This window comes from Streptomyces sp. NBC_01255 (assembly GCF_036226445.1).
In the GTDB taxonomy this organism is placed as follows: Bacteria; Actinomycetota; Actinomycetes; order Streptomycetales; family Streptomycetaceae; genus Streptomyces.
The window spans coordinates 6,792,369-6,816,577 of the sequence record NZ_CP108474.1; the positions used below are offsets into that span (position 1 = coordinate 6,792,369).

Below are 24,209 nucleotides of genomic sequence, written 5' to 3' on the forward strand. Positions count from 1 at the left end.
ACCTCTACATACGCGCGACGACCGTAGCCGGTTCCCCGCCACCCGCCACTACGCTCGGCCGCCATGAGCGACACCCCCTCCCGTACGCCGCTCCCGCGGGCCTTCTTCGACCGCCCCGTCCTGGAGGTCGCCCCCGACCTGCTCGGCCGCACCCTCGTCCGGAACTCGCCCGAAGGGCGGATCGAGCTACGCCTCACGGAGGTGGAGGCGTACGCCGGCGCGATCGATCCCGGCTCGCACGCCTTCCGCGGCCGCACCGCACGCAACGCCGTCATGTTCGGCCCGCCCGGACACGCGTACGTCTACTTCACCTACGGCATGTGGCACTGCCTCAACCTGGTCTGCGGCCCCGAAGGCGAGGCGAACGGAGTCCTCCTGCGCGCGGGCGAGATCCTGACCGGCGCCGAGCAGGCCCGCGCCCGCCGCCGCTCGGCCCGCCGCGACACGGAACTGGCCAAGGGCCCCGCCCGCCTGGCCACGGCCCTGGACGTCGCCCTCTCCCTGAACGGCACGGACACCTGCGCCGGCCCCGAAGCCCCGCTCTCCCTGCTCACCGGCACGCCACCCACCCCGGACGCCCTCAGCAGCGGCCCCCGTACGGGCGTAGGCGGCGACGGCGCCCCCCACCCCTGGCGCTTCTGGATCACCGACGACCCGACGGTCAGCCCCTACCGCGCCCACACGCCCCGGAAGCGCCGCCTTGACTCCGGCCGCCCGACCGCCTAACGTAGCCCGAGCCGCTGGAAACGGGCCTGCTTGTTCAAGCACCCCGTAGCGGCCACCCACTACTCACGATGATTCCCCAGCAGGGGCGTATTTCGGCATTCCCGAAATTCGTTTCGAATGACTCGATTATGAGTCGCCAGAGAAATCAGCTAAAGTAGTGAACACGCCGGAAGGGCCCAGAGCGAAAGCGAAAGGCACCGGAAAGCACCGAGGAAATCGGATCGGAAAGATCTGATAGAGTCGGAAACGTAAGAACACGAAGTACCGAAGGGAATCCCGGAGGAAAGCCCGAGAGGGTGAGTACAAAGGAAGCGTCCGTTCCTTGAGAACTCAACAGCGTGCCAAAAATCAACGCCAGATTAGTTGATACCCCGTCCATCTTCGGATGGTCGAGGTTCCTTTGAAAAAGTCCACCCCTAGCCGGGTGGCACACAGCGAGGACGCTGTGAACGATCGGTCTTATTCCGACTCGATCGTTCCGCTCAACGCGAGTGTATCGCCGGATTACCGGCAAACATTCACGGAGAGTTTGATCCTGGCTCAGGACGAACGCTGGCGGCGTGCTTAACACATGCAAGTCGAACGATGAAGCCCTTCGGGGTGGATTAGTGGCGAACGGGTGAGTAACACGTGGGCAATCTGCCCTTCACTCTGGGACAAGCCCTGGAAACGGGGTCTAATACCGGATAACACCGGCTTCCGCATGGGAGCTGGTTAAAAGCTCCGGCGGTGAAGGATGAGCCCGCGGCCTATCAGCTTGTTGGTGGGGTAATGGCCTACCAAGGCGACGACGGGTAGCCGGCCTGAGAGGGCGACCGGCCACACTGGGACTGAGACACGGCCCAGACTCCTACGGGAGGCAGCAGTGGGGAATATTGCACAATGGGCGAAAGCCTGATGCAGCGACGCCGCGTGAGGGATGACGGCCTTCGGGTTGTAAACCTCTTTCAGCAGGGAAGAAGCGAAAGTGACGGTACCTGCAGAAGAAGCGCCGGCTAACTACGTGCCAGCAGCCGCGGTAATACGTAGGGCGCAAGCGTTGTCCGGAATTATTGGGCGTAAAGAGCTCGTAGGCGGCTTGTCACGTCGGGTGTGAAAGCCCGGGGCTTAACCCCGGGTCTGCATCCGATACGGGCAGGCTAGAGTGTGGTAGGGGAGATCGGAATTCCTGGTGTAGCGGTGAAATGCGCAGATATCAGGAGGAACACCGGTGGCGAAGGCGGATCTCTGGGCCATTACTGACGCTGAGGAGCGAAAGCGTGGGGAGCGAACAGGATTAGATACCCTGGTAGTCCACGCCGTAAACGTTGGGAACTAGGTGTTGGCGACATTCCACGTCGTCGGTGCCGCAGCTAACGCATTAAGTTCCCCGCCTGGGGAGTACGGCCGCAAGGCTAAAACTCAAAGGAATTGACGGGGGCCCGCACAAGCAGCGGAGCATGTGGCTTAATTCGACGCAACGCGAAGAACCTTACCAAGGCTTGACATATACCGGAAAGCATTAGAGATAGTGCCCCCCTTGTGGTCGGTATACAGGTGGTGCATGGCTGTCGTCAGCTCGTGTCGTGAGATGTTGGGTTAAGTCCCGCAACGAGCGCAACCCTTGTCCTGTGTTGCCAGCATGCCCTTCGGGGTGATGGGGACTCACAGGAGACCGCCGGGGTCAACTCGGAGGAAGGTGGGGACGACGTCAAGTCATCATGCCCCTTATGTCTTGGGCTGCACACGTGCTACAATGGCCGGTACAAAGAGCTGCGATGCCGCGAGGCGGAGCGAATCTCAAAAAGCCGGTCTCAGTTCGGATTGGGGTCTGCAACTCGACCCCATGAAGTCGGAGTTGCTAGTAATCGCAGATCAGCATTGCTGCGGTGAATACGTTCCCGGGCCTTGTACACACCGCCCGTCACGTCACGAAAGTCGGTAACACCCGAAGCCGGTGGCCCAACCCCTTGTGGGAGGGAGCTGTCGAAGGTGGGACTGGCGATTGGGACGAAGTCGTAACAAGGTAGCCGTACCGGAAGGTGCGGCTGGATCACCTCCTTTCTAAGGAGCACAGTACCGATTGCAGACAAACGTTCTGCACGGTCAGCTCATGGGTGGAACGTTGATTAGTTGGCGTGAGCGAACCTGATGGTTCTTCGAGTACTGCTTCGGCGTGGAAAGAAGAGTCCGGTGGGTGGCTCACGCTTGGCACGTTGTTGGGTATCTGAGGGTACGGCCGTCATGGTCGTTGCCTTCGTGATGCCGGCCCCAGTGAACTCATCGGCTTGTCCGGTGGGGTGATGGGTGGCTGGTCGTTGTTTGAGAACTACACAGTGGACGCGAGCATCTGTGGCCAAGTTTTTAAGGGCGCACGGTGGATGCCTTGGCACCAGGAACCGATGAAGGACGTGGGAGGCCACGATAGTCCCCGGGGAGCCGTCAACCAGGCTTTGATCCGGGGGTTTCCGAATGGGGAAACCCGGCAGTCGTCATGGGCTGTCACCCATGCCTGAACACATAGGGCATGTGGAGGGAACGAGGGGAAGTGAAACATCTCAGTACCCTCAGGAAGAGAAAACAACCGTGATTCCGGGAGTAGTGGCGAGCGAAACCGGATGAGGCCAAACCGTATGCGTGTGATACCCGGCAGGGGTTGCGCATGCGGGGTTGTGGGATCTCTCTTTCACAGTCTGCCGGCTGTGAGACGAGTCAGAAACCGTTGATGTAGGCGAAGGACATGCGAAAGGTCCGGCGTAGAGGGTAAGACCCCCGTAGCTGAAACATTAACGGCTCGTTTGAGAGACACCCAAGTAGCACGGGGCCCGAGAAATCCCGTGTGAATCTGGCGGGACCACCCGCTAAGCCTAAATATTCCCTGGTGACCGATAGCGGATAGTACCGTGAGGGAATGGTGAAAAGTACCGCGGGAGCGGAGTGAAATAGTACCTGAAACCGTGTGCCTACAAGCCGTGGGAGCGTCGGAAACAAGCTTGCTTGTTTCTCGTGACTGCGTGCCTTTTGAAGAATGAGCCTGCGAGTTTGCGGTGTGTTGCGAGGTTAACCCGTGTGGGGAAGCCGTAGCGAAAGCGAGTCCGAATAGGGCGATTTAGTAGCGCGCTCAAGACCCGAAGCGGAGTGATCTAGCCATGGGCAGGTTGAAGCGGAGGTAAGACTTCGTGGAGGACCGAACCCACCAGGGTTGAAAACCTGGGGGATGACCTGTGGTTAGGGGTGAAAGGCCAATCAAACTCCGTGATAGCTGGTTCTCCCCGAAATGCATTTAGGTGCAGCGTCGTGTGTTTCTTGCCGGAGGTAGAGCACTGGATAGGCGATGGGCCCTACCGGGTTACTGACCTTAGCCAAACTCCGAATGCCGGTAAGTGAGAGCACGGCAGTGAGACTGTGGGGGATAAGCTCCATGGTCGAGAGGGAAACAGCCCAGAGCATCGACTAAGGCCCCTAAGCGTACGCTAAGTGGGAAAGGATGTGGAGTCGCAGAGACAACCAGGAGGTTGGCTTAGAAGCAGCCACCCTTGAAAGAGTGCGTAATAGCTCACTGGTCAAGTGATTCCGCGCCGACAATGTAGCGGGGCTCAAGCGTACCGCCGAAGTCGTGTCATTGCAGCAATAGGGCCAACGCCCGCTGTGATGGGTAGGGGAGCGTCGTGTGCCGGGTGAAGCAGCAGCGGAAGCTAGTTGTGGACGGTTCACGAGTGAGAATGCAGGCATGAGTAGCGATACACACGTGAGAAACGTGTGCGCCGATTGACTAAGGGTTCCTGGGTCAAGCTGATCTGCCCAGGGTAAGTCGGGACCTAAGGCGAGGCCGACAGGCGTAGTCGATGGACAACCGGTTGATATTCCGGTACCCGCTTTGAAACGCCCAATATCGAGCCCATTAATGCTAAGGCCGTGAAGCCGTTCCGGACCCTTCGGGGAAAGGAAAGTGGTGGAGCCGTCGACCCAAGGTGGTAGTAGGTAAGCGATGGGGTGACGCAGGAAGGTAGTCCAGCCCGGGCGGTGGTAGTCCCGGGGTAAGGGTGTAGGGCGTGTGATAGGCAAATCCGTCACACATTAAGCCTGAGACCTGATGCCGAGCCGATTGTGGTGAAGTGGATGATCCTATGCTGTCGAGAAAAGCCTCTAGCGAGTTTCATGGCGGCCCGTACCCTAAACCGACTCAGGTAGTCAGGTAGAGAATACCGAGGCGTTCGGGTGAACTATGGTTAAGGAACTCGGCAAAATGCCCCCGTAACTTCGGGAGAAGGGGGCCATCACTGGTGATCGGATTTACTCCGTGAGCTGGGGGTGGCCGCAGAGACCAGCGAGAAGCGACTGTTTACTAAAAACACAGGTCCGTGCGAAGCCGTAAGGCGATGTATACGGACTGACGCCTGCCCGGTGCTGGAACGTTAAGGGGACCGGTTAGTCACATTTCGGTGTGGCGAAGCTGAGAACTTAAGCGCCAGTAAACGGCGGTGGTAACTATAACCATCCTAAGGTAGCGAAATTCCTTGTCGGGTAAGTTCCGACCTGCACGAATGGCGTAACGACTTCTCGACTGTCTCAACCATAGGCCCGGTGAAATTGCACTACGAGTAAAGATGCTCGTTTCGCGCAGCAGGACGAAAAGACCCCGGGACCTTTACTACAGTTTGATATTGGTGTTCGGTTCGGCTTGTGTAGGATAGGTGGGAGACTTTGAAGCCGTGACGCCAGTCATGGTGGAGTCGCCGTTGAAATACCACTCTGGTCGTGCTGGATGTCTAACCTCGGTCCGTGATCCGGATCAGGGACAGTGTCTGATGGGTAGTTTAACTGGGGCGGTTGCCTCCCAAAGGGTAACGGAGGCGCCCAAAGGTTCCCTCAGCCTGGTTGGCAATCAGGTGTTGAGTGTAAGTGCACAAGGGAGCTTGACTGTGAGACCGACGGGTCGAGCAGGGACGAAAGTCGGGACTAGTGATCCGGCGGTGGCTTGTGGAAGCGCCGTCGCTCAACGGATAAAAGGTACCCCGGGGATAACAGGCTGATCTTCCCCAAGAGTCCATATCGACGGGATGGTTTGGCACCTCGATGTCGGCTCGTCGCATCCTGGGGCTGGAGTCGGTCCCAAGGGTTGGGCTGTTCGCCCATTAAAGCGGTACGCGAGCTGGGTTTAGAACGTCGTGAGACAGTTCGGTCTCTATCCGCTGTGCGCGTAGGAATATTGAGAAGGGCTGTCCCTAGTACGAGAGGACCGGGACGGACGAACCTCTGGTGTGCCAGTTGTCCTGCCAAGGGCATGGCTGGTTGGCTACGTTCGGGAGGGATAACCGCTGAAAGCATCTAAGCGGGAAGCCTGCTTCAAGATGAGTATTCCCACCTCCTTGAGAGGGTAAGGCTCCCAGTAGACCACTGGGTTGATAGGCCGGATGTGGAAGCCCAGTAATGGGTGGAGCTGACCGGTACTAATAGGCCGAGGGCTTGTCCTCAGTTGCTCGCGTCCACTGTGTTAGTTCTGAAGCAACGAACAGTTGCTGGTTTCTTGAGCTAGAACACAACTACAGAGTGTGCTTGTTCGCTCGAAACCGATAGGGTTTCGGTGGTCATAGCGTTAGGGAAACGCCCGGTTACATTCCGAACCCGGAAGCTAAGCCTTTCAGCGCCGATGGTACTGCAGGGGGGACCCTGTGGGAGAGTAGGACGCCGCCGAACAATATTTCAGGACCCCTGGTCCCAGCGTTCACGCTGGACCAGGGGTCCTTTTGTTTTTGCTTGATTTTCCCGATGCGCGGCAGAGTGCCGGCTGCGCGAGAATGACTGCAGTACCCGAAGACAGGAGTCACCCACATGTCCACCAACTCTCCCGACGGCCGTCCGGAGCGCGAGCCGCGTCGCAACGATGGTGGCGGTGGCGACCGGGGCGGCTTCCGCGGGCCGCGCCGTGACGACAACCGGGGCGGCGGCGGTGGCGGCTTCCGTCGCGACGACCGGCCTTCCCAGCAGCGCGATGACCGCCGTGGCGACAGCCGTGGTGGCGGTACCGGTGGTGCCGGTGGTGGCTTCCGTCGCGATGACAGCCGTGGTGGCGGTTCCGGTGGTGGTTTCCGTCGTGACGACAGCCGTGGTGGCGGTTCCGGTGGTGGTTTCCGTCGTGACGACAGCCGTGGCGGTGGCTCCGGCGGTGGTTTCCGTCGCGATGACAGCCGTGGTGGCGGTTCCGGTGGTGGTTTCCGTCGTGACGACAGCCGTGGTGGCGGTTCCGGTGGTGGTTTCCGTCGTGACGACAGCCGTGGCGGTGGCTCCGGCGGTGGTTTCCGTCGCGATGACAACCGTGGTGGCGGTTCCGGTGGTGGTTTCCGTCGTGACGACAGCCGTGGTGGCGGTTCCGGTGGTGGTTTCCGTCGTGACGACAGCCGTGGCGGTGGCACCGGTGGCGGCTTCCGTCGTGACGACAGCCGTGGTGACAACCGTGGTGTTGGTTCCGGTGGTGGTTTCCGTCGCGATGACAACCGTGGTGGCGGTTCCGGTGGTGGTTTCCGTCGCGATGACAACCGTGGTGGCGGCACCGGTGGCGGCTTCCGTCGTGACGACAGCCGTGGTGACAACCGTGGCGGTGGCTCCGGCGGTGGTTTCCGTCGTGACGACAGCCGTGGCGGTGGCACCGGTGGCGGCTTCCGCCGCGATGACAACCGCGGTGGCGGCGGTGGCTTCCGGCGTGATGAGCGTCGTGACGAGCGTCCCCCCTTCCGTCGTGACGACCGTCGTGACGACAACCGTGGCGGTGGCGCCGGTGGTGGCTTCCGTCGTGACGAGCGGCCCTCCTCCTTCCAGCGTGACGACCGTCGCGACGACAACCGTGGTGGCGGTGGCTTCCGCCGCGACGAGCGTCGCGACGAGCGTCCCCCCTTCCGTCGCGACGACCGCCGGGACGACAACCGCGGCGGTGGCGCCGGCGGTGGCTTCCGTCGTGACGAGCGGCCCTCCTCCTTCCAGCGTGACGACCGTCGCGATGACAACCGTGGTGGCGGTTCCGGCGGTGGGTTCCGTCGTGACGACAGCCGTGGCGGTGGCACCGGTGGCGGCTTCCGCCGCGATGACAACCGCGGTGGCGGCGGTGGCTTCCGGCGTGATGAGCGTCGTGACGAGCGTCCCCCCTTCCGTCGTGACGACCGTCGTGACGACAACCGTGGCGGTGGCGCCGGTGGTGGCTTCCGTCGTGACGAGCGGCCCTCCTCCTTCCAGCGTGACGACCGTCGCGACGACAACCGTGGTGGCGGTGGCTTCCGCCGCGACGAGCGTCGCGACGAGCGTCCCCCCTTCCGTCGCGACGACCGCCGGGACGACAACCGCGGCGGTGGCGCCGGCGGTGGCTTCCGTGGGCGGGACGACCGGCGTGACGGCGACCGTGGTGGGTTCCGTGGGCGGGACGACCGGGGTGGCTACGGGGCGCGTGACGACCGTGACCGGGACCGCGGTGACCGTGCGCCGATCAAGCGCCTGCCGATCCCGCCGGAGGTCACCGGTGACGAGATCGACCCGGACGTGCGCCAGGAGCTGATGAGCCTGCCCAAGGGGCTGGCCGAGGAGGTCTCCCGCAACCTGGTCATGGTCGCCCAGCTGATCGACGAGGAGCCGGACCGGGCGTACGAGTACTCCCGGGTCGCCCTGCGGCTCGCGTCGCGTGTCGCGGCCGTGCGCGAGGCGGCCGGCTTCGCCGCGTACGCCACGCAGAAGTACTCCGAGGCGCTGGCCGAGTTCCGCGCGGCGCGGCGGATGAGCGGTGGCGTCGAGCTGTGGCCCGTCATGGCCGACTGCGAGCGTGGCCTGAACCGTCCCGAGCGCGCGCTGGCGATGGCCGGTGAGCCCGAGGTGCAGAAGCTGGACAAGGCCGGGCAGGTCGAGATGCGTCTCGTGGCTGCCGGTGCCCGTCGTGACCTGGGTCAGCTGGACGCCGCCATCGTGACGCTGCAGAGCCCCGAGCTCGCGTCCGGCGCCGTTCACCCGTGGACCGCGCGCCTGCGGTACGCCTACGCCGACGCGCTGATCGCCGCCGGTCGCGAGAGCGAGGCGCGGGACTGGTTCGCGAAGGCCCTGGAGGCCGACAAGGACGGGGTCACGGACGCCTCGGACCGGCTCGCCGAGCTGGACGGCGTCGAGTTCGTGGACGCCTTCGACGACTCGGAGGACGAGGTCGTCGAGGGTGGGATCGTCGATGAGGTCGAGATCGAGGCCGAGGGCGACGTCGAAGACGTCGACGTCGATGTCGAGGACGATGAGATCGACGACGTCGACGGCGACGACCGCTGATCCGGTGAACATGTGAAAAGGGCGGCACCCCTCGGGGTGCCGCCCTTTTCGTTTTCCGGGCTTCAGTCCAGCGCGAGGCTTCTCAGGACCAGGCCGGTCGCGGGCTTCGGGCCGAACGAGGTCGACTTGCGGGGCATCGTCACGCCCTGCCGCGCGAGGTCCCGTACGACCTCCTCCCGTACCGGATGCATCAGGACCGCCGTACCGCCGCGGCGTTCCGCCTGGGCGACCGCGGCCTGCGTGTCGTGGATGTAGGCGATGTCCTCGGGGGCGTCCGGGATGTGCCAGACGTGGTCCAGGAGAGTGGAGTGCAGGACCGTCGCGTCCAGGGTGCGCCAGGCCTCCGGGCGGTCCGCGCGGATCGTCCGGTCGAGGAGCGTGGGGTCCGGGCGGTCCAGGAGATGGAAGGCGCCGTCACCCGCGAGGAGGAACGCGTTGCCCTCGGCCGCCGCAGTGGCCAGGGCCTCCAGGGCCACCGGCAGGGCGCGCTCGAGCCGGCGTACCCGGAAGGAGTCGCCGAGGGCCGCCAGGGCGTCCGCGACCGGCAGGCGGTTGAGGAGACGGTGGATGGCGCGGACCCGCAGGGGGTAGCGGGCGGTGTCGATGAGGAGGACCAGGCCGTAGTTCCAGGGGCCGGGAGCGGTGTGCTCCTCGCGCAGGCGCAGATAGGTCGCCCAGCGGTGGTGGCCGTCGGCGATGAGGGCCTGGTGGCGGCGGAGCTCCTGGGCGACGGTGGCCTGGTCGGCCGGGTCGGTGACCGCCCAGAGGCGGTGCTGGAAGCCGTCCTCCGTAGTCGTGGAGAGCAGGGGCTCGCGGCGGACGGTCCGTTCGATGACGGTGTCGGCGCCGTCGTCGTCCTCTCCGACGTACGTGAGGAGCAGCGGTTCCAGATTGGCGGCGGTGGTCCGCATGAGGGCGGCGCGGTCCTCGACCACGTGCGGCATGACGTCCTCGTGCGGGAGGACCACGCCCTCGTCCGGGGTCGAGAGCTCCAGGGCGCCGATGATGCCCCGCTGGAGGATGCCGTCGCCGTTCTGCTCGTACACGTAGAGCGCGGGCTCCGGGTCCGGGGCGAGGACGCCGTCCGCGAGCCAGCGGTCGAGGGTGACGGCGGCCTTGCGGTGGCGGGTGCCGGCGGTGATCGCCTGCGGGAGGATCAGCCGGACGATGTTGTGGGGGTCGGCCGACTCCAGATGGAGAAGTCCGTCAGGTCGTACGACGACGTCGTAGGGCGGGGACGTCACGGCGGCGAGGCTGCCCACCCGCTCGGGGACGTAACGGAGTCCACGGAACGGGGCCAGGCGCAGCCCTGCGGTGTCGTCGCGGACAGCGTCGGCCGCGTGACCTGAGGTGTTCATCTCGACATCGTATGTGTGCACGGGCATGAGCGATGATCGGGGGAGCGGAGGAATTTCACCCGGCGAGGCGAGGAGAGTACGCGGTGACGGTGCGGATCGGGCAGGGGCAGCAGGACGGTGGCGGCAGGGCGCTTCCGGGGAGCAGCGCGGTGCCGCTGAGCGCGGCGTACGACACGGCTCTTCTCGACCTGGACGGTGTCGTGTACGCGGGTGGGGAGGCCATCCCGTACGCCGTCGAGGCGCTCGGCGTGGCACGGGCCGGTGGCATGCACCTGGCGTACGTCACCAACAACGCGCTGCGGACGCCGGAGGAGGTCGCGACGCACCTCACCGAGCTGGGCGTGCCGGCGGTGGCCGGGGACGTGGTCACGTCGGCGCAGGCGGTCGCGCGGCTGATCGCCGACGAAGTGCCGCCGGGGTCACGGGTGTTGGTCATCGGTGGCGAAGGGCTGCGGGTGGCGCTGCGCGAGCGGGGCCTCGTGCCGGTGGAGTCGGCGGACTTCGAGCCGGCGGCGGTCGTCCAGGGGTACGGAGGGCCTGACCTGCCGTGGGGGCGGTTCGCGGAGGCCGCGTACGCGGTGCAGCGGGGTGTGCCCTGGTACGCCTCGAACACCGACCTGACGATTCCGGGCGCGCGGGGGATCGGGCCGGGGAACGGGGCGGCGGTGGAGGTCGTACGGATCGCGGCCGGGGGTCGCGTGGAGCCGAAGGTCGCGGGGAAGCCGCTGCCGCCGATGCACCGGGAGACGGTGCTGCGGACGGGGGCCGAGCGGCCGCTGGTCGTGGGGGACCGGCTGGACACGGACATCGAGGGCGCGTTCAACGGCGGCGTGGACTCGCTGCTCGTCCTCACCGGCGTCACGGATGTGGCGCGGCTGCTGACGGCGGCGCCGGAGCACCGGCCGACGTATGTGGCGGCGGATCTGCGGGGGCTGCTGGTGGCGCAGCCGGAGGTCGTCGCGGAGGCCGGGGGTGTCGTGGTGTGTGGGGGGTGGCGGGCGTCGGTGCGTGGGGGTGAGCTGGTGCTTGAGTCGGTGGTTGAGCCTGGTGCTGATGTGATGGATGGGGTGCGGGCGTTGTGCGGGGCCGCGTGGTCGGCCGCGGGCGACGGGGTGTGCGGGGCGGATGCCGGAAAGGCGTTGGCGTTGTTGGGGTGGTGAGGTTCCCCGCGGGAGCAAGATAGTTGGGTAGGCTAACCTAACTCCGTGTTGGTTGAGAGTCCCTCCCGAGCGAGCGCGGAGCCGACGTCCGCCGCCCAGTCTCCGAAGCGCCGGAACTCCGTGCGTGCCGTCGGGTTGGTGGTGGCCGTCGCGGTCCTGCTGCTGGTCTGTGTCCTGAGCATCATGATCGGTGCCAAGCCGGTGCCGCTCGGGGACGTGTGGCACGGGCTGTTTCGGAACAGCGGTGTCGGCAACGACGTCGTCATCCACGACGTACGCGTCCCCCGTACTCTCCTCGGGCTGCTCGTCGGGCTCGCTCTCGGGCTCTCCGGGGCCGTGATGCAGGGGCTGACCCGTAATCCGCTCGCCGAGCCCGGACTGCTCGGGGTCAACGCGGGGGCCGCCGCCGCCGTCGTCACGGCCATCGCGTTCCTCGGGATGTCCGACGTCAGGGACTACGTCTGGTTCGCCTTCGTCGGAGCCGCCGTCGTCGCCGTGGTCGTCTATCTGCTCGGGGGCAGCCGCAGTGCCACGCCCGTGCGTCTGGCGCTTGCCGGGACCGCCGCCACCGCCGCGCTCTACGGGTACGTCAACGCCGTCCAGCTGCTGAACTCCGCCGCCCTCGACCGGCTGCGGTTCTGGACCGTCGGGTCGCTCGCCTCCGCCGACATGGCGACCATCCGGCAGGTCGCCCCCTTCATCCTGGGCGGCGCCGTCCTCGCGCTCCTCATCGCGCGGCCGCTGAACGCCATGGAGATGGGCGACGACACCGCCCGGGCGCTCGGCGCGAACATCAACCGGACCCGGGTCGTCGCCATGGTGTCCGTCACCCTGATGTGCGGAGCCGCCACCGCGGCCTGCGGGCCCATCGTGTTCCTCGGGCTGATGGTCCCGTACATGGTGCGGGCGATCACCGGGCCCGACATGCGCTGGATCCTGCCGTACGCGGCCGTCCTCGCGCCCGTCCTGCTCCTCGGCTCCGACGTCGTCGGGCGGCTCGTGGCCCGGCCCTCCGAGCTCCAGGTCGGCATCGTGACCGCCCTCATCGGCGGGCCCGTCTTCATCCGACTCGTACGCCGCAAGAGGATGGCCCAGCTGTGACCACCAAGACCCTGCGGGCCGGCGGCGGACTCTCCGTACGGTACGAGCCCCGGGCCGCGCTCTCCGTCCTCGGCCTGCTCGTGGTCACCGTCGCCGTCGCCGTCGTCCTCATCGGCACCGGGGACTTCCCGATGACGCCCGGCGAGGTCGTCGACACGCTCCTCGGCAAGGGCACCGTCGTCCAGGAGTTCGCCGTCATGGACCTGCGGCTGCCGCGGGTCCTCGTCGCGGTCTTCGTCGGCGCCGCGCTCGCCGTCGGCGGGGCCGTCTTCCAGTCGGTGTCCCGCAATCCGCTCGGCAGCCCCGACGTCATCGGCTTCGGCCAGGGCGCCACCGTCGGCGCGCTCACCGTCATCGTCCTCTTCCAGGGCAGCGCCGCCGCCGCGGCCGGCGGGGCCGTCGTCGGCGGGCTCGTCACCGGTGTGACGATCTACCTGCTGGCGTGGAAGAAGGGCGTGCACGGCTACCGGCTCGTCCTCGTCGGCATCGGCGCCGCCGCCATGCTCACCTCCGTCATCCACTACCTGATCACCAAGGCCAATCTGGTGGACGCGACCCGCGCCACCGTGTGGATGACCGGCTCCCTCGACGGGCGCGACTGGTCCCAGTTCTGGCCGCTGTTCGCCGTCTGCTGCGTCCTGCTGCCGCTCGTCCTCGGCCACGGCCGGGCCCTGCGCATGCTGGAGATGGGCGACGACGCCGCGTACGCCCTCGGGGTGAAGGTCGAGCGGACCCGGATCATCCTCATGGCCTCGGCCGTCCTGCTTGTCGCCGTCGCCACGTCCGCCGCCGGGCCGATCGTCTTCGTGTCGCTGAGCGCGCCCCAGCTGGCCCGCCGGCTGACCCGGGCGCCCGGCCCCAACCTCGCCGCCTCCGCCCTCATGGGCTCGGCGCTGCTGCTCAGCGCCGACTGGATCGCCACCAACGCCTTCGGCGAGCGCCAGCTCCCGGTCGGCGTCGTCACCGGCATCCTCGGCGGCTGCTATCTGCTCTGGCTGCTCGTCACCGAACGCAAGGCGGGCCGGATATGACCAACGAAGACAAGAGGAGTACGGGCATGGGCGGTCGGCAGAAGCAGCGGCTGAGCGCGGAATCGGTCACCCTCGCGTACGAGCAGCGGGTCATCGCCCGCGGCCTGTCCGTCGAGATCCCCGACAACTCCTTCACCGTCATCGTCGGGCCCAACGCCTGCGGCAAGTCGACCCTGCTGCGCGCCCTCTCCCGGATGCTGAAGCCCGCCGAGGGGCAGGTCCTGCTCGACGGGGCGTCGATCCACTCCCTGCCCGCCAAGAAGGTCGCCAAGACCCTCGGCCTGCTGCCCCAGTCCTCGATCGCCCCCGACGGCATCACCGTCGCCGACCTCGTCGCCCGCGGCCGCTACCCGCACCAGGGACTCCTGCGCCAGTGGTCGCCGGAGGACGAGCGGATCGTCCAGGAGTCGATGGCCTCGACCGGCGTCGCCGAACTGGCCGACCGGTACGTCGACGAGCTCTCCGGCGGGCAGCGCCAGCGTGTCTGGATCGCCATGGCGCTCGCCCAGCAGACACCGCTGCTGCTTCTCGACGAGCCGACGACGTTCCTCGACATCCAGCACCAGATCGACGTCCTCGACCTCTGCGCCGAGCTGCACGAGACGCAGGGCCGGACGCTCGTCGCCGTGCTGCACGACCTCAACCACGCGGCCCGGTACGCGACCCACCTCATCGCCGTCCGCGGCGGCGAGGTCGTCGCCGAGGGCCCGCCGTCCGAGGTCGTCACGGCCGAGCTCGTCGAGCGGGTCTTCGGACTGCGCTGCCAGGTCATCGAGGACCCGGAGACCGGTACGCCGCTGGTCGTGCCGGCCGGGCGCAAGGCCCGCACGGGGCAGCGGGCCGGGCAGGTGCCCGTCCTGCGGAAGTAGGGCCGCCGGGCGGTGTTACAGGAGCGAGCGCAGCTTCAGCAGGTCGCGGAAGCCGGCCTCCAGCCTGACCCGGCCGGAGGCCCAGGCCTTCGCGAAGTTCAGCTCGCCGCCCACCATCGCCACCAGGTCGTCGCCGGTCATCGCGAGCCGGATCTGCGCCTTCGCGGGCGGTGGCCCCGGCACCGTGTCCACGACCTCGATCCGGCCGTCGGCGAGACGGCCCGTGAAGGTCGTGTCCAGGTCCGTGATGTGGCAGCTCAGGGTGCGGTCGAGCGCGGTCGCACCCCGCACGTCGCCGTCGGCCCGCGCGAGATTGTCCGAAAGTCTGTCCAGTGCGCCACGGCACTCAGTGATCGTCGCCATCGCCGTCGACCGTACCCCAGGGCTTCGCGATAGCGTCGGGGGATGAGCGATGCGACGACGGAGCCGGCACCCATCGAGGCAGAGGACACGGAGGTCACGGTGGACCACGAGCCCGCCGCGCCCGCGCCGCTCGGCGTCGCCCGGGAGCTCACCGGCCACGATGCCGTCGACGCCCACCTGACGCGTCTCGGCGAGGTGGACGACCTCCCGGCGGACGGACACCTGGAGGTGTACGAGGATGTACACCGTGGACTGCGCGCCGAGCTGACCTCGCTCGACGCGCACCCCGCCCCCCGTCCGCACGACAACAGGAGCTGAACCGAACGTGGCAGGAGTGGCACGCCGCCGTCTCGACGCCGAGCTGGTACGGCGCAGGCTCGCGCGCTCGCGCGAGCACGCCAGCCAGCTGATCGCCGCGGGCCGGGTGACCGTCGGCAAGACCGTCGCCACCAAGCCCGCCACCCAGGTCGAGACCGCCGCGGCCATCGTCGTCGTCCAGGACGACGACGACCCCGACTACGTCTCGCGCGGCGGCCACAAGCTCGCCGGGGCCTTCGAGGCCTTCGTCCCGCAGGGACTGCTCGTCGAGGGCCGGCGCGCCCTGGACGCCGGGGCCTCCACGGGCGGCTTCACCGACGTGCTGCTGCGCTCCGGCGCCGCCCACGTCGTCGCCGTCGACGTCGGCTACGGGCAGCTCGCCTGGTCGCTGCAGAGCGACGAGCGCGTCACCGTGAAGGACCGGACGAACGTCCGCGAGTTGACGCTCGAAGCGATCGACGGCGTCCCCGTCGACCTGGTCGTCGGCGACCTGTCGTTCATCCCGCTCGGCCTCGTGCTGCCCGCCCTGGTGGCGTGCACGGCGCCCGACGCCGACCTCGTCCTGATGGTGAAGCCGCAGTTCGAGGTGGGCAAGGAACGGCTCGGTACGGGCGGGGTCGTGCGGAGCACCGAACTCCGGGCCGACGCCGTGAAGAACGTGGCCCGGCGCGCCGCCGAGCTCGGACTCGGTGTCCTCGGCGTCACCGCCAGCCCGCTGCCCGGCCCGTCCGGGAACGTCGAGTACTTTCTGTGGCTGCGGGCAGGCGCACCCGCGCTCGATCCGGCGGACGTCGACCGCGCCGTGGCGGAGGGACCTCGTTGAGCTCAACGGCAGCACCATCGGGAACATCACGCACCGTCTTCCTGCTCGCGCACACCGGCAGGCCTGCCGCCGTGCGCAGCGCCGAACTGGTCGTCCTGGGGCTGCTGCGCTGCGGCATCGGCGTCCGCGTCCTGGAGGCAGAGGCCTCGGACCTGCCGCTGCCGCCGTCCGTCGAGAAGGTGCCGGAGGCCTGCTCCGACGCCCTCGACGGCTGTGAACTCCTCGTCGTCCTCGGCGGCGACGGCACGCTGCTGCGCGGCGCCGAGTTCTCCCGGGCCTCCGGGGTGCCGATGCTCGGCGTCAACCTGGGCCGGGTCGGCTTCCTCGCGGAGGCCGAGCGGGACGACCTCGACAAGGTCGTCGACCGGGTCGTGACGAAGGCGTACGAGGTCGAGGAGCGCATGACGCTCGACGTCGTCGTGTACGAGAACGGCGACGTCCTGCACCGCGACTGGGCGCTCAACGAGGCGGCCGTCCAGAAGGTGTCGCCGGAGCGGATGCTGGAGGTCGTGCTCGCGATCGACGGCCGTCCGGTGACCGGCTTCGGCTGCGACGGGGTGATCTGCGCGACACCGACCGGCTCCACCGCGTACGCCTTCTCGGCGGGCGGACCGGTCGTCTGGCCGGAGGTCGAGGCCCTGCTCATGGTCCCCATCGGGGCGCACGCGCTGTTCGCCAAGCCGCTCATCACCACCCCCGAGTCGGTGCTGGCCGTCGAGGTCGAGCCGCACACGCCGCACGGCGTGCTGTGGTGCGACGGGCGGCGGACCGTGGAGCTTCCGGCGGGTGCGCGGGTCGAGGTGCGGCGCGGTGCCGTGCCCGTCCGGCTGGCCCGGCTGCACCACGCCTCCTTCACGGACCGGCTGGTCGCCAAGTTCGCCCTGCCGGTGTCGGGGTGGCGGGGCGCTCCGCACTGACGCGCTCCCCGCGCTCTTCCGGCCGGGGCTCCCGGCTTTCCGGTGCCTGAACGATCGGCGCGCCGGACAGTTACGCCCGGGGCGATGTCGCATCGGACCAGGGAAACCTCGTATGGTCTGGGGCGTGCTGGAGGAGATGCGGATACGGTCGCTCGGGGTCATCGACGACGCGGTGGTCGAGCTGTCGCCCGGCTTCACCGCGGTGACCGGTGAGACCGGCGCGGGCAAGACCATGGTCGTGACCAGTCTTGGCCTGCTGCTCGGTGGACGGGCCGACCCGGCCCTCGTGCGGATCGGCGCGGCCTCGGCCGTCGTCGAAGGACGGATCAGCGTGCCCGCGGGCGCGCCCGCCGCCGTACGCGCGGAGGAAGCCGGGGCCGAGCTGGAGGACGGGGTGCTGCTCGTCAGCCGTACGGTCTCGGCCGAGGGACGCTCACGGGCCCACCTCGGCGGGCGCTCCGTGCCCGTCGGGCTGCTCGCCGAGCTCGCCGACGAGCTCGTCGCCGTCCACGGCCAGACCGACCAGCAGGGCCTGCTCAAGCCCGCCCGGCAGCGCGGCGCGCTCGACCGGTACGCGGGCGATGCCGTCGCCGTGCCGCTCGCCGCCTACGGCGAGGCGTACAAGCGGCTGCGGGCCGTCACCGGCGAGCTGGAGGAGATCACCACCCGGGCCCGGGAACGGGCCCAGGAGGCCGATCTGCTGCGCTTCGGGCTCACCGAGATCGAGGCCGTCGCCCCGCGCGCCGGGGAGGACGTCGAACTCGCCGCCGAGGCGGAGCGGCTCGGGCACGCCGAGGCCCTCGCCTCCGCCGCCGCGCTCGCACACGGCGCGCTCGCGGGCAACCCCGAGGACCCCGAGGCCGTCGACGCGACGACCCTCGTCGCGGGCGCGGGCCGGGCCCTGGAGGCCGTACGGTCGCACGACGCGGCGCTCGCCTCGCTCGCCGACCGGATGGGGGAGATCTCCATCCTGCTCGGCGACGTGGCCGGGGAGCTCGCCGGATACGCCGACGACCTGGACGCCGACCCGCTGCGGCTCGCCGCCGTCGAGGAGCGGCGCGCGGCCCTCACCCAGCTCACCCGGAAGTACGGCCAGGACATCACGGCCGTCCTCGCCTGGGCCGAGGAGAGCGCGGCCCGGCTCGGCGAGCTGGACGGCGACGACGACCGCGTCGAGGAGCTCACCGCGGAGCGGGACCGGCTGCGCGACGAACTGTCCGTCCTCGCCCAGGGGCTCACCGACGCCCGCACGGAGACGGCCGACCGGTTCGCCGGGGCCGTCACCGCCGAGCTCGCCTCGCTCGCCATGCCGCACGCGCGCGTGTCCTTCGACATCAGCCAGACCGAGGACCCCGAGGGGGTCGAGGTCGGCGGCCGGCGGGTCGCGTACGGGCCGTCCGGGGCCGACGAGGTCGAGCTGCTGCTCGCCCCGCACCCCGGCGCGCCGCCGCGGCCGATCGCCAAGGGTGCGTCCGGCGGTGAGCTGTCGCGCGTGATGCTCGCGGTGGAGGTCGTCTTCGCGGGGACCGACCCCGTGCCCACGTACCTCTTCGACGAGGTCGACGCGGGCGTCGGCGGCAAGGCGGCCGTGGAGATCGGGCGGCGGCTCGCCAAGCTCGCCAAGACCGCGCAGGTCGTCGTCGTCACCCACCTTCCGCAGGTCGCCGCCTTCGCCGACCGGCAGCTGCTCGTCGAGAAGACCAACGACGGTTCCGTGACCCGGTCCGGTGTCACCGTCCTGGAGGGCGAGGAGCGCGTGCGGGAGCTGTCCCGGATGCTCGCCGGCCAGGAGGACTCCGAGACGGCCAGGGCGCACGCCGAGGAGCTGCTCGCGACGGCCCGGGCGGACGGGTGAGGCGCCTCGTCTCCTTCGGGGTCGCCGCCGGGGTGACCCGGGCGGTGTACGAGGGGCTGCGGGGGGCCGAAGATGCGCGGTGGGCGCGGGTCAACCACGCCGGGCGCAGCGTCGGCCTGTACGCCGGGCCCGCGACCGCTCTCGGGGCGGCGGCCGGCAGCGGCAGCGGGCCCGTGGCGTTCGCCGTGCTGGCGGCCGGGGCGTGCGGGGCGTACGACGACGTGAAGGGCGATCACCGGCGCGGGTTCCGGGCGCACTTGGCGGCCTTGCGGGACGGCGAGGTGACCAGCGGGACCGTCAAGCTCCTCGGCATCGGCGCTGCCTCGCTGGCGGCCGGGGCGCTGCTCAAGGAACGGCCCGTGGACAAGGTGCTGGCCGGGGTCGTCATCGCCGGCAGCGCCCACCTCGTGAACCTCGTGGACGTACGGCCGGGGCGGGCGGGCCTGACCGTGCTCGCGCTCGGCGCACCCGGGCTGCTGCGCGGATCGCTCGCCGCCGCCCCGATGGGAGCAGCGGCGGCGGTCCTCGGCGAGGACCTCGGGGAGCGCACCATGCTCGGTGACACCGGCGCGCACGCGCTCGGCGCGGCCGTCGGCGGCGCGATCGCCGCGGGGAACGGGCGGTTCGGGCTCGCCGCGCACGCGGTGGGGCTCGTCGCCGCCGCGGTGTGGGGGGAGCGCGAGGCCGCCTCGCGCGCTCACCCACGTGGGTGAACCCTGCGGCGGGCCGGGACGGCGGACGCCCTCCGTACAAGGGAACGACGCCACTTCGGTGCCGGAACGTGCGTACGGTCGGCGGTACGGGCTGGCATCCTTGGGCGCGTGACACAGCTCCGTACGGTCCAAGTGCTGGGCGGCGGCAGCGCGGGCAGCAGCTCCCACGTCCGATCACTCGCCTCGGGGCTTGTGGCGAGGGGCGTGCGGGTGACCGTGTGCGCCCCGGCAGAACTCGACCGTCTCTACGACTACCTCGGCGCCGGCGCGCACTTCGTGCCCCTGCCGCGCCTCGGGGACCCCGCGACCGTCACCGCGCTCCGTAACGCCTGCATCGGCGCGGACGTGGTCCACGCGCACGGGCTGCAGGCCTCCGTGCGGGCCGCGCTCGCGCTGTCGGCGCCGTGCGGGGGGCGGGCTTCCGCGGGGTCGGTGTCCGATGGGACGGCCTTCGGCGGGCCGGCGCCCGGCGGGCCGGCGTCCGGTGGGGGGCGTACGCCGCTCGTCACGACCTGGCACAGCCGGAACCATCTGGACGGGGCGCGGGGCGGCGTACAGCGGCTCCTGGAGCGCAGGACCGTACGGGCCGCGTCCGTCGTCCTCGGCACGTCGTCCGAACTCGTCGACCGGGCGCGGCGGCGCGGGGCGCGGGACGCCCGGCTCGCGCCCGTGACCGTGCCGGCCGCGCGGGGGCCCGTCTGCCTCCACGACGGCAAGGCCCGTGCCGAACTGGGCGCGGTCGACCGGCCCTTGCTGATGGCCGTCGGGGCGCTCGAACGGGGCCGGGGGTATGGGACGCTCCTCGACGCGGCGCGCTCGTGGCGGGACCTCGACCCGCAGCCGCTGCTCGTCATCGCGGGCGAGGGGCGCGAACGGGCCGCGCTGCAGCGGCGGATCACCGCGGAGGGGCTCGCGGTGCGGCTGATCGGGCGGCGCGACGACGTGGCGGAGCTGCTGGCCGCGGCGGACGTCGCGGTCCTCCCGTCGCGCCGGGAGGCCCGCTCCCTGCTCGCGCAGGAGGCGCTGCGGCTCGGCGTGCCGCTGGTCGCGACGGCGGTCGGCGGGGTGCCGGAACTGGTCGGGGACGCGGCGGAGCTCGTGCCGTACGGAGACGCGGCGGCGCTCGCGGGGGCGGTGCGGGGGCTGCTGGAGGACGCGGACCGGCGGATGGACCTGGCGGCGGCGGGGCGGGTGCAGGCGGGGACGTGGCCGACGGAGGACGAGACGGTCGCGCATGTGCTGAGCGTGTACGACGAGTTGGCCGGGCGCTGACGGGGTGGTGGGGTGGGGTGTTTCCCCCACCCCACCCCTTCCCGGAACTCTTACGTCGTGTGGCGTCTTGCTCTCAGGGCCAGGGAGAGGGCCAGGACCGTCTGGGGGTCGTCCAGGTCCGTGCCCAGGAGTTCGGAGATGCGGGCCAGGCGGTTGTAGAGGGTCTGGCGGTTGAGGTGGAGTTCGCGGGCCGTCTCCGCCTTGCGGCCCGCGTGGGCCAGGTACGTCTCCAGCGTCGGCAGCAGCGGCGGCCGGGACGTGCGGTCGTGGTCGCGGAGCGGGCCGATCGCACGGTCCACGAAGGCCGCCAGGTCAGGGTGGTCCCGCAGGCGCCACAGGAGGAGGTCGATGTCCAGGCGGCGGGCGTCGTACCAGGGGAGTTCCGAGAGGCCCTCCGCCGCCGTCGCCGTCTCCGCCGCGTGCCGCAGGCCCGCCGACGCCGCCGCCCAGCTTCCGGCGACGCCCACGACGACCACCGGCGGGTGGACGCCCGCACGTTCCAGACCGGCCCGCTCCACGCCCGCGCGGAGCGCCGCCGCGACCCGGTCCGCGACGGCCGTGCGCTCCGACTCCGAGCGCAGGCCCAGGAGGAGGGGGACCCGGCCCTCTACCGGGCGGACGCCCAGGAGGACGGGGACGCCCACCGAGGAGAGTTCTTCGAGGACCGCTCGGGCCAGGAGGGCCCAGTTGCCCGACGGGGAGAGTTCCGAGGCCAGACGCATGACCACCGGCAGCAGCGGGCCGTCGCCCGGTTTGAAGCCGAGGACCCGGGCCTGGGCGGGGGCGGCCTCCGCCGTGATCCGGCCCTCCGCCAGGTCCGTCAGGAAGTCGCCCCGGCCGCGTGCGGCCAGCTCCTCCTCCTGGCGCGCCTGCATGAGGACCACCGCCAGGATGCCCGCCGCCCGCTCGGCCGCCATCCGGTGGACGGGGGAGAGGGCGCCGGAGACCGCGAGGAGGACCAGGCGGGCCCGGACCGAGCCCGTACCGGGGCCGCCGCCGGGCACGTCGACGAGGACCGTACCGGTGGGCGGGCCGGATTCGCGGGCCGCGCGCTGGCCGCGCAGCCCGTCCCACACCTGGAGCGGGTCGGCGGGGCCGGCCTCGGTGCCCGCCGCGTACAGCAGCTGGCCGTCGGCGGTCTCCAGGAAGACCGGGTTCGCGGCGAAGTCGGACAGGATGCGCAGGACCTGCGGGATCCCGCCGCCGCCGAGCAGGGCCTCCGTGCACTGCCGGTGGACCTCCTCGGCCTGGCGGAGGAGCGCGTAGTGGCCGTTGACGATCTCGGTGTGGATCTCCTCCGTGACGGCGACGAAGGGGACCTCGCGGTGGAGCTGGACGAGGGGCAGCCCCGCCGCCCGCGCGGTCTCCACTATCGTCGCCGGGAGGCGGGCGAAGCGCGGGCCCAGTTCGACGACGAGCGCCGCGATGCCCCGGTCGGCGAGCCGGCGGACGAAGGCCCGCTGCTCGGCCGGGCGGGTGCCCAGACCGAGCCCCGTCGTGAGGAGCAGTTCGCCGCCCTTGAGCAGCGACGCGATGTTCGGCACCTCGCCGGCGTGCACCCAGCGCACCGTGCGGTGCAGCCGGTCCGCGCCGGCGACGACCTCCGGGAGCCCGCCGCGCAGCCCCGGGAGTTCGAGTGCCCGCTGCACGGTGATCCCGCCCTGATTGTCCATGGGCCCGGACGCTACCCCGCGTCCGCGTTCCGGTGACATCACCCCACGGTTACGGGACCGGACACTTCGTACATCGGGGCGACAACTCGTCGCCCCATGGCGGGAATTGTGCGACCGCATGTCGATTGTGGCCTGCATCACACGCGAGGATGCTCTCGCGCCATGGCAAAGAACTCCACCCCAGAGGTCCACCGGCTGAAGGCGAACTCCGTCGGTCTGGTCGGCGTCGTCTTCATGGCCGTGGCCACCGCGGCCCCGATCACCGCGATGACCGGCAACCTCCCCATCGCCGTCGGCTTCGGCAACGGCACCGGCGCACCCGCCGGCTATCTCTTCGCGACGCTCGTCCTGACCGTCTTCTCCGTCGGCTACGTCGCCATGGCCAAGCGGATCACGGCCGCGGGCGCCTTCTACGGCTACATCTCGCACGGTCTCGGCCGGATCGCCGGCATGGCCTCCGGCATGCTCGCGGTCCTCGCGTACATCGTCTTCGAGGCCTCGATCGTCGGCGTCTTCGCGTACTTCGCCAAGACGACGGTCGCCGATCAGCTCGGCGTCGACATTCCGTGGATCCTGTACGCGGCGGTCATGCTGGCCGTGACGGCCGTCCTCTCGTACTTCGACATCAACCTGACCGCCAAGGCGCTCGGCGTGATGCTCATCGCGGAGATCGCGGTCCTCTTCGCGGTCGCCACCGCCGTGCTGATCGCCGGCGGCGGGCCCGACGGCATCCCGGTCGAGCCGATCAACCCCGTGAACGCCTTCACCGGCACCTCGGCGGGGCTCGGACTCTTCTTCGCCTTCTGGTCCTGGGTCGGCTTCGAGTCGACCGCGATGTACGGGGAGGAGTCGCGCAACCCGAAGAAGGTCATCCCGCGCGCCACGCTGATCTCCGTCATCGGCGTCGGCCTCTTCTACATCTACGTGTCGTGGATGACGATCGCCGGAAACGGCCTCGCCGGGTCCGTGAAGCTGTCCGCCTCCGCCTCGCCGCTCGACCTGTTCTTCGCCCCCACCCAGTCCTTCATCGGCGCCTGGGCCGTCGACGCCTTCCAGTGGCTGCTGCTGACCGGCTCCTTCGCCTGCGGCATGGCCTTCCACCAGTGCGCGTCGCGCTACCTGTACGCCATCGGCCGCGAGGGCTTCCTCCACCCGGCGCTCGGCCGCACCCACAGGCGGTACGGCTCGCCGTACATCGCCTCCTACGTGCAGAGCGCGATCGCCGTCGGCCTCGTCGTCGCCTTCTGGCTCACCGGCCAGGACCCGTACATCCACCTCTACACGCTGCTCGCGATCCTCGGCACGATGGCGATCCTCATCGTCCAGACCCTCTGCTCCTTCGCCGTCATCGGCTACTTCCGCAAGAACCACCCCGAGGACCGGCACTGGTTCAGGACCCTCACCGCCCCGCTCCTCGGCGGCATCGGCATGATCGCCGTCGTCGTCCTGCTGGTCGTCAACATGGAGACCGCGGCCGGTCTCGCCGCCGACTCCCTCTTCTTCAAGGCGATCCCGTGGATCGTCGGCGTGGTCTTCTTCGGCGGCCTCGGCCTCGGCTTCTACCTCAAGGCCAAGCGGCCCGAGCGCTACGAGATCATCGGCCGGATCGTCCTGGAGGACGCGACCGAGCGCCCCGCCGAGCCGGCCCCCGCTCCCGCCGCCGCAACCCAGAGCTGAATCCCCGCTGTACGCCGGAGCCGATTCCCCCGTCGTACCCAGAGCCGCATCCCCGTCGTACCGCAGAGCCGATTCCCCCTTC

Annotated in this window: 16 protein-coding genes, 3 rRNA genes and 1 pseudogene; 17 read left to right on the forward strand and 3 right to left on the reverse strand. The window is 69.4% G+C overall.

All coding sequences use genetic code 11. From position 1 onward, the window contains the following. Positions 1-63: 63 nt before the first annotated feature. The 6 genes and pseudogenes from OG357_RS30775 to OG357_RS30800 all read left to right on the forward strand — a co-directional run bounded on the left by OG357_RS30775 (position 64) and on the right by OG357_RS30800 (position 8,997). Positions 64-726: a DNA-3-methyladenine glycosylase gene (locus OG357_RS30775; protein ID WP_329624239.1), complete on the forward strand. Its 663-nt coding sequence runs from the start codon at positions 64-66 to the stop codon at positions 724-726. Between the two features lie 517 nt (positions 727-1,243). Further along, positions 1,244-2,769, forward strand: a 16S ribosomal RNA gene (locus tag OG357_RS30780). 290 nt (positions 2,770-3,059) lie between these two features. After that, positions 3,060-6,179: ribosomal RNA gene (locus tag OG357_RS30785) — 23S ribosomal RNA — on the forward strand. Between the two features lie 106 nt (positions 6,180-6,285). After that, a 5S ribosomal RNA gene (rrf, locus tag OG357_RS30790) occupies positions 6,286-6,402 on the forward strand. Together the 16S, 23S and 5S rRNA genes form the textbook arrangement of a ribosomal RNA operon. 135 nt (positions 6,403-6,537) lie before the next feature. Further along, a pseudogene (locus OG357_RS30795) lies at positions 6,538-7,887 on the forward strand (hypothetical protein); the annotation flags it as partial. A gap of 300 nt (positions 7,888-8,187) precedes the next feature. Next, complete coding sequence (locus OG357_RS30800; protein ID WP_329625747.1) at positions 8,188-8,997, forward strand: tetratricopeptide repeat protein; 810 nt, start codon at positions 8,188-8,190, stop codon at positions 8,995-8,997. Between the two features lie 62 nt (positions 8,998-9,059). On the opposite strand, the gene OG357_RS30805 is transcribed toward OG357_RS30800, so the two are convergent. Continuing rightward, complete coding sequence (locus tag OG357_RS30805) at positions 9,060-10,355, reverse strand: DUF1015 domain-containing protein (RefSeq protein ID WP_329624240.1); 1,296 nt, start codon at positions 10,353-10,355, stop codon at positions 9,060-9,062. A gap of 83 nt (positions 10,356-10,438) precedes the next feature. Here OG357_RS30805 and OG357_RS30810 point away from each other — a divergent pair, with 83 nt between their 5' ends. From OG357_RS30810 to OG357_RS30825, 4 genes are all read left to right on the forward strand, one after another. Then, the gene (locus tag OG357_RS30810) at positions 10,439-11,515 is read left to right on the forward strand and encodes an HAD hydrolase-like protein (protein ID WP_329624241.1); all 1,077 of its coding nucleotides are present in this window, start codon (positions 10,439-10,441) and stop codon (positions 11,513-11,515) included. A 141-nt stretch (positions 11,516-11,656) separates the two neighbouring features. After that, a complete protein-coding gene (locus OG357_RS30815) occupies positions 11,657-12,616 on the forward strand; it encodes an iron chelate uptake ABC transporter family permease subunit (protein ID WP_443066832.1) in 960 nt (319 codons plus the stop codon). Next, on the forward strand, positions 12,613-13,647 hold the full coding sequence (locus tag OG357_RS30820) for a FecCD family ABC transporter permease (RefSeq protein ID WP_329624243.1): 1,035 nt from the start codon (positions 12,613-12,615) through the stop codon (positions 13,645-13,647). The genes OG357_RS30815 and OG357_RS30820 overlap by 4 nt, the downstream gene beginning before the upstream one ends. Before the next feature lie 26 nt (positions 13,648-13,673). After that, the gene (locus tag OG357_RS30825) at positions 13,674-14,516 is read left to right on the forward strand and encodes an ABC transporter ATP-binding protein (RefSeq protein WP_329624244.1); all 843 of its coding nucleotides are present in this window, start codon (positions 13,674-13,676) and stop codon (positions 14,514-14,516) included. 15 nt (positions 14,517-14,531) lie between these two features. On the opposite strand, the gene OG357_RS30830 is transcribed toward OG357_RS30825, so the two are convergent. Beyond that, entirely contained in the window at positions 14,532-14,879 is a 348-nt protein-coding gene (locus OG357_RS30830; RefSeq protein ID WP_329624245.1) for an SCP2 sterol-binding domain-containing protein, read from the reverse strand. A 42-nt stretch (positions 14,880-14,921) separates the two neighbouring features. On the opposite strand from OG357_RS30830, the gene OG357_RS30835 reads away from it, so the two are divergent. The 6 genes from OG357_RS30835 (at position 14,922) to OG357_RS30860 (ending at position 20,777) form a co-directional block, all read left to right on the forward strand. Then, positions 14,922-15,197, forward strand: a complete 276-nt coding sequence (locus tag OG357_RS30835; RefSeq protein ID WP_329624246.1) for a hypothetical protein — start codon at positions 14,922-14,924, stop codon at positions 15,195-15,197. A gap of 7 nt (positions 15,198-15,204) precedes the next feature. After that, positions 15,205-16,020, forward strand: coding sequence for a TlyA family RNA methyltransferase (locus tag OG357_RS30840; RefSeq protein ID WP_329624247.1), 816 nt, complete (start codon positions 15,205-15,207; stop codon positions 16,018-16,020). After that, entirely contained in the window at positions 16,017-16,937 is a 921-nt protein-coding gene (locus OG357_RS30845) for an NAD kinase (RefSeq protein ID WP_056650727.1), read from the forward strand. Before OG357_RS30840 ends, OG357_RS30845 begins: the two co-directional genes overlap by 4 nt. A 112-nt stretch (positions 16,938-17,049) precedes the next feature. Beyond that, complete coding sequence (gene recN / locus OG357_RS30850; protein WP_329624248.1) at positions 17,050-18,792, forward strand: DNA repair protein RecN; 1,743 nt, start codon at positions 17,050-17,052, stop codon at positions 18,790-18,792. Further along, positions 18,789-19,505 carry a hypothetical protein gene (locus tag OG357_RS30855; RefSeq protein ID WP_329624249.1) on the forward strand — a complete coding sequence of 239 codons (717 nt, stop codon included), beginning with the start codon at positions 18,789-18,791 and terminating at the stop codon, positions 19,503-19,505. Before recN ends, OG357_RS30855 begins: the two co-directional genes overlap by 4 nt. Before the next feature lie 108 nt (positions 19,506-19,613). After that, positions 19,614-20,777, forward strand: coding sequence for a glycosyltransferase family 4 protein (locus tag OG357_RS30860; RefSeq protein ID WP_329624250.1), 1,164 nt, complete (start codon positions 19,614-19,616; stop codon positions 20,775-20,777). Positions 20,778-20,827: 50 nt separating this feature from the next. Here the strand turns inward: OG357_RS30860 and OG357_RS30865 are convergent, their stop codons facing one another. After that, positions 20,828-22,450: a PucR family transcriptional regulator gene (locus tag OG357_RS30865; RefSeq protein WP_329624251.1), complete on the reverse strand. Its 1,623-nt coding sequence runs from the start codon at positions 22,448-22,450 to the stop codon at positions 20,828-20,830. A 162-nt stretch (positions 22,451-22,612) separates the two neighbouring features. Between OG357_RS30865 and OG357_RS30870 the strand changes: the two genes are divergently transcribed. After that, positions 22,613-24,127: an APC family permease gene (locus OG357_RS30870; RefSeq protein ID WP_329624252.1), complete on the forward strand. Its 1,515-nt coding sequence runs from the start codon at positions 22,613-22,615 to the stop codon at positions 24,125-24,127. Positions 24,128-24,209: the final 82 nt, after the last annotated feature.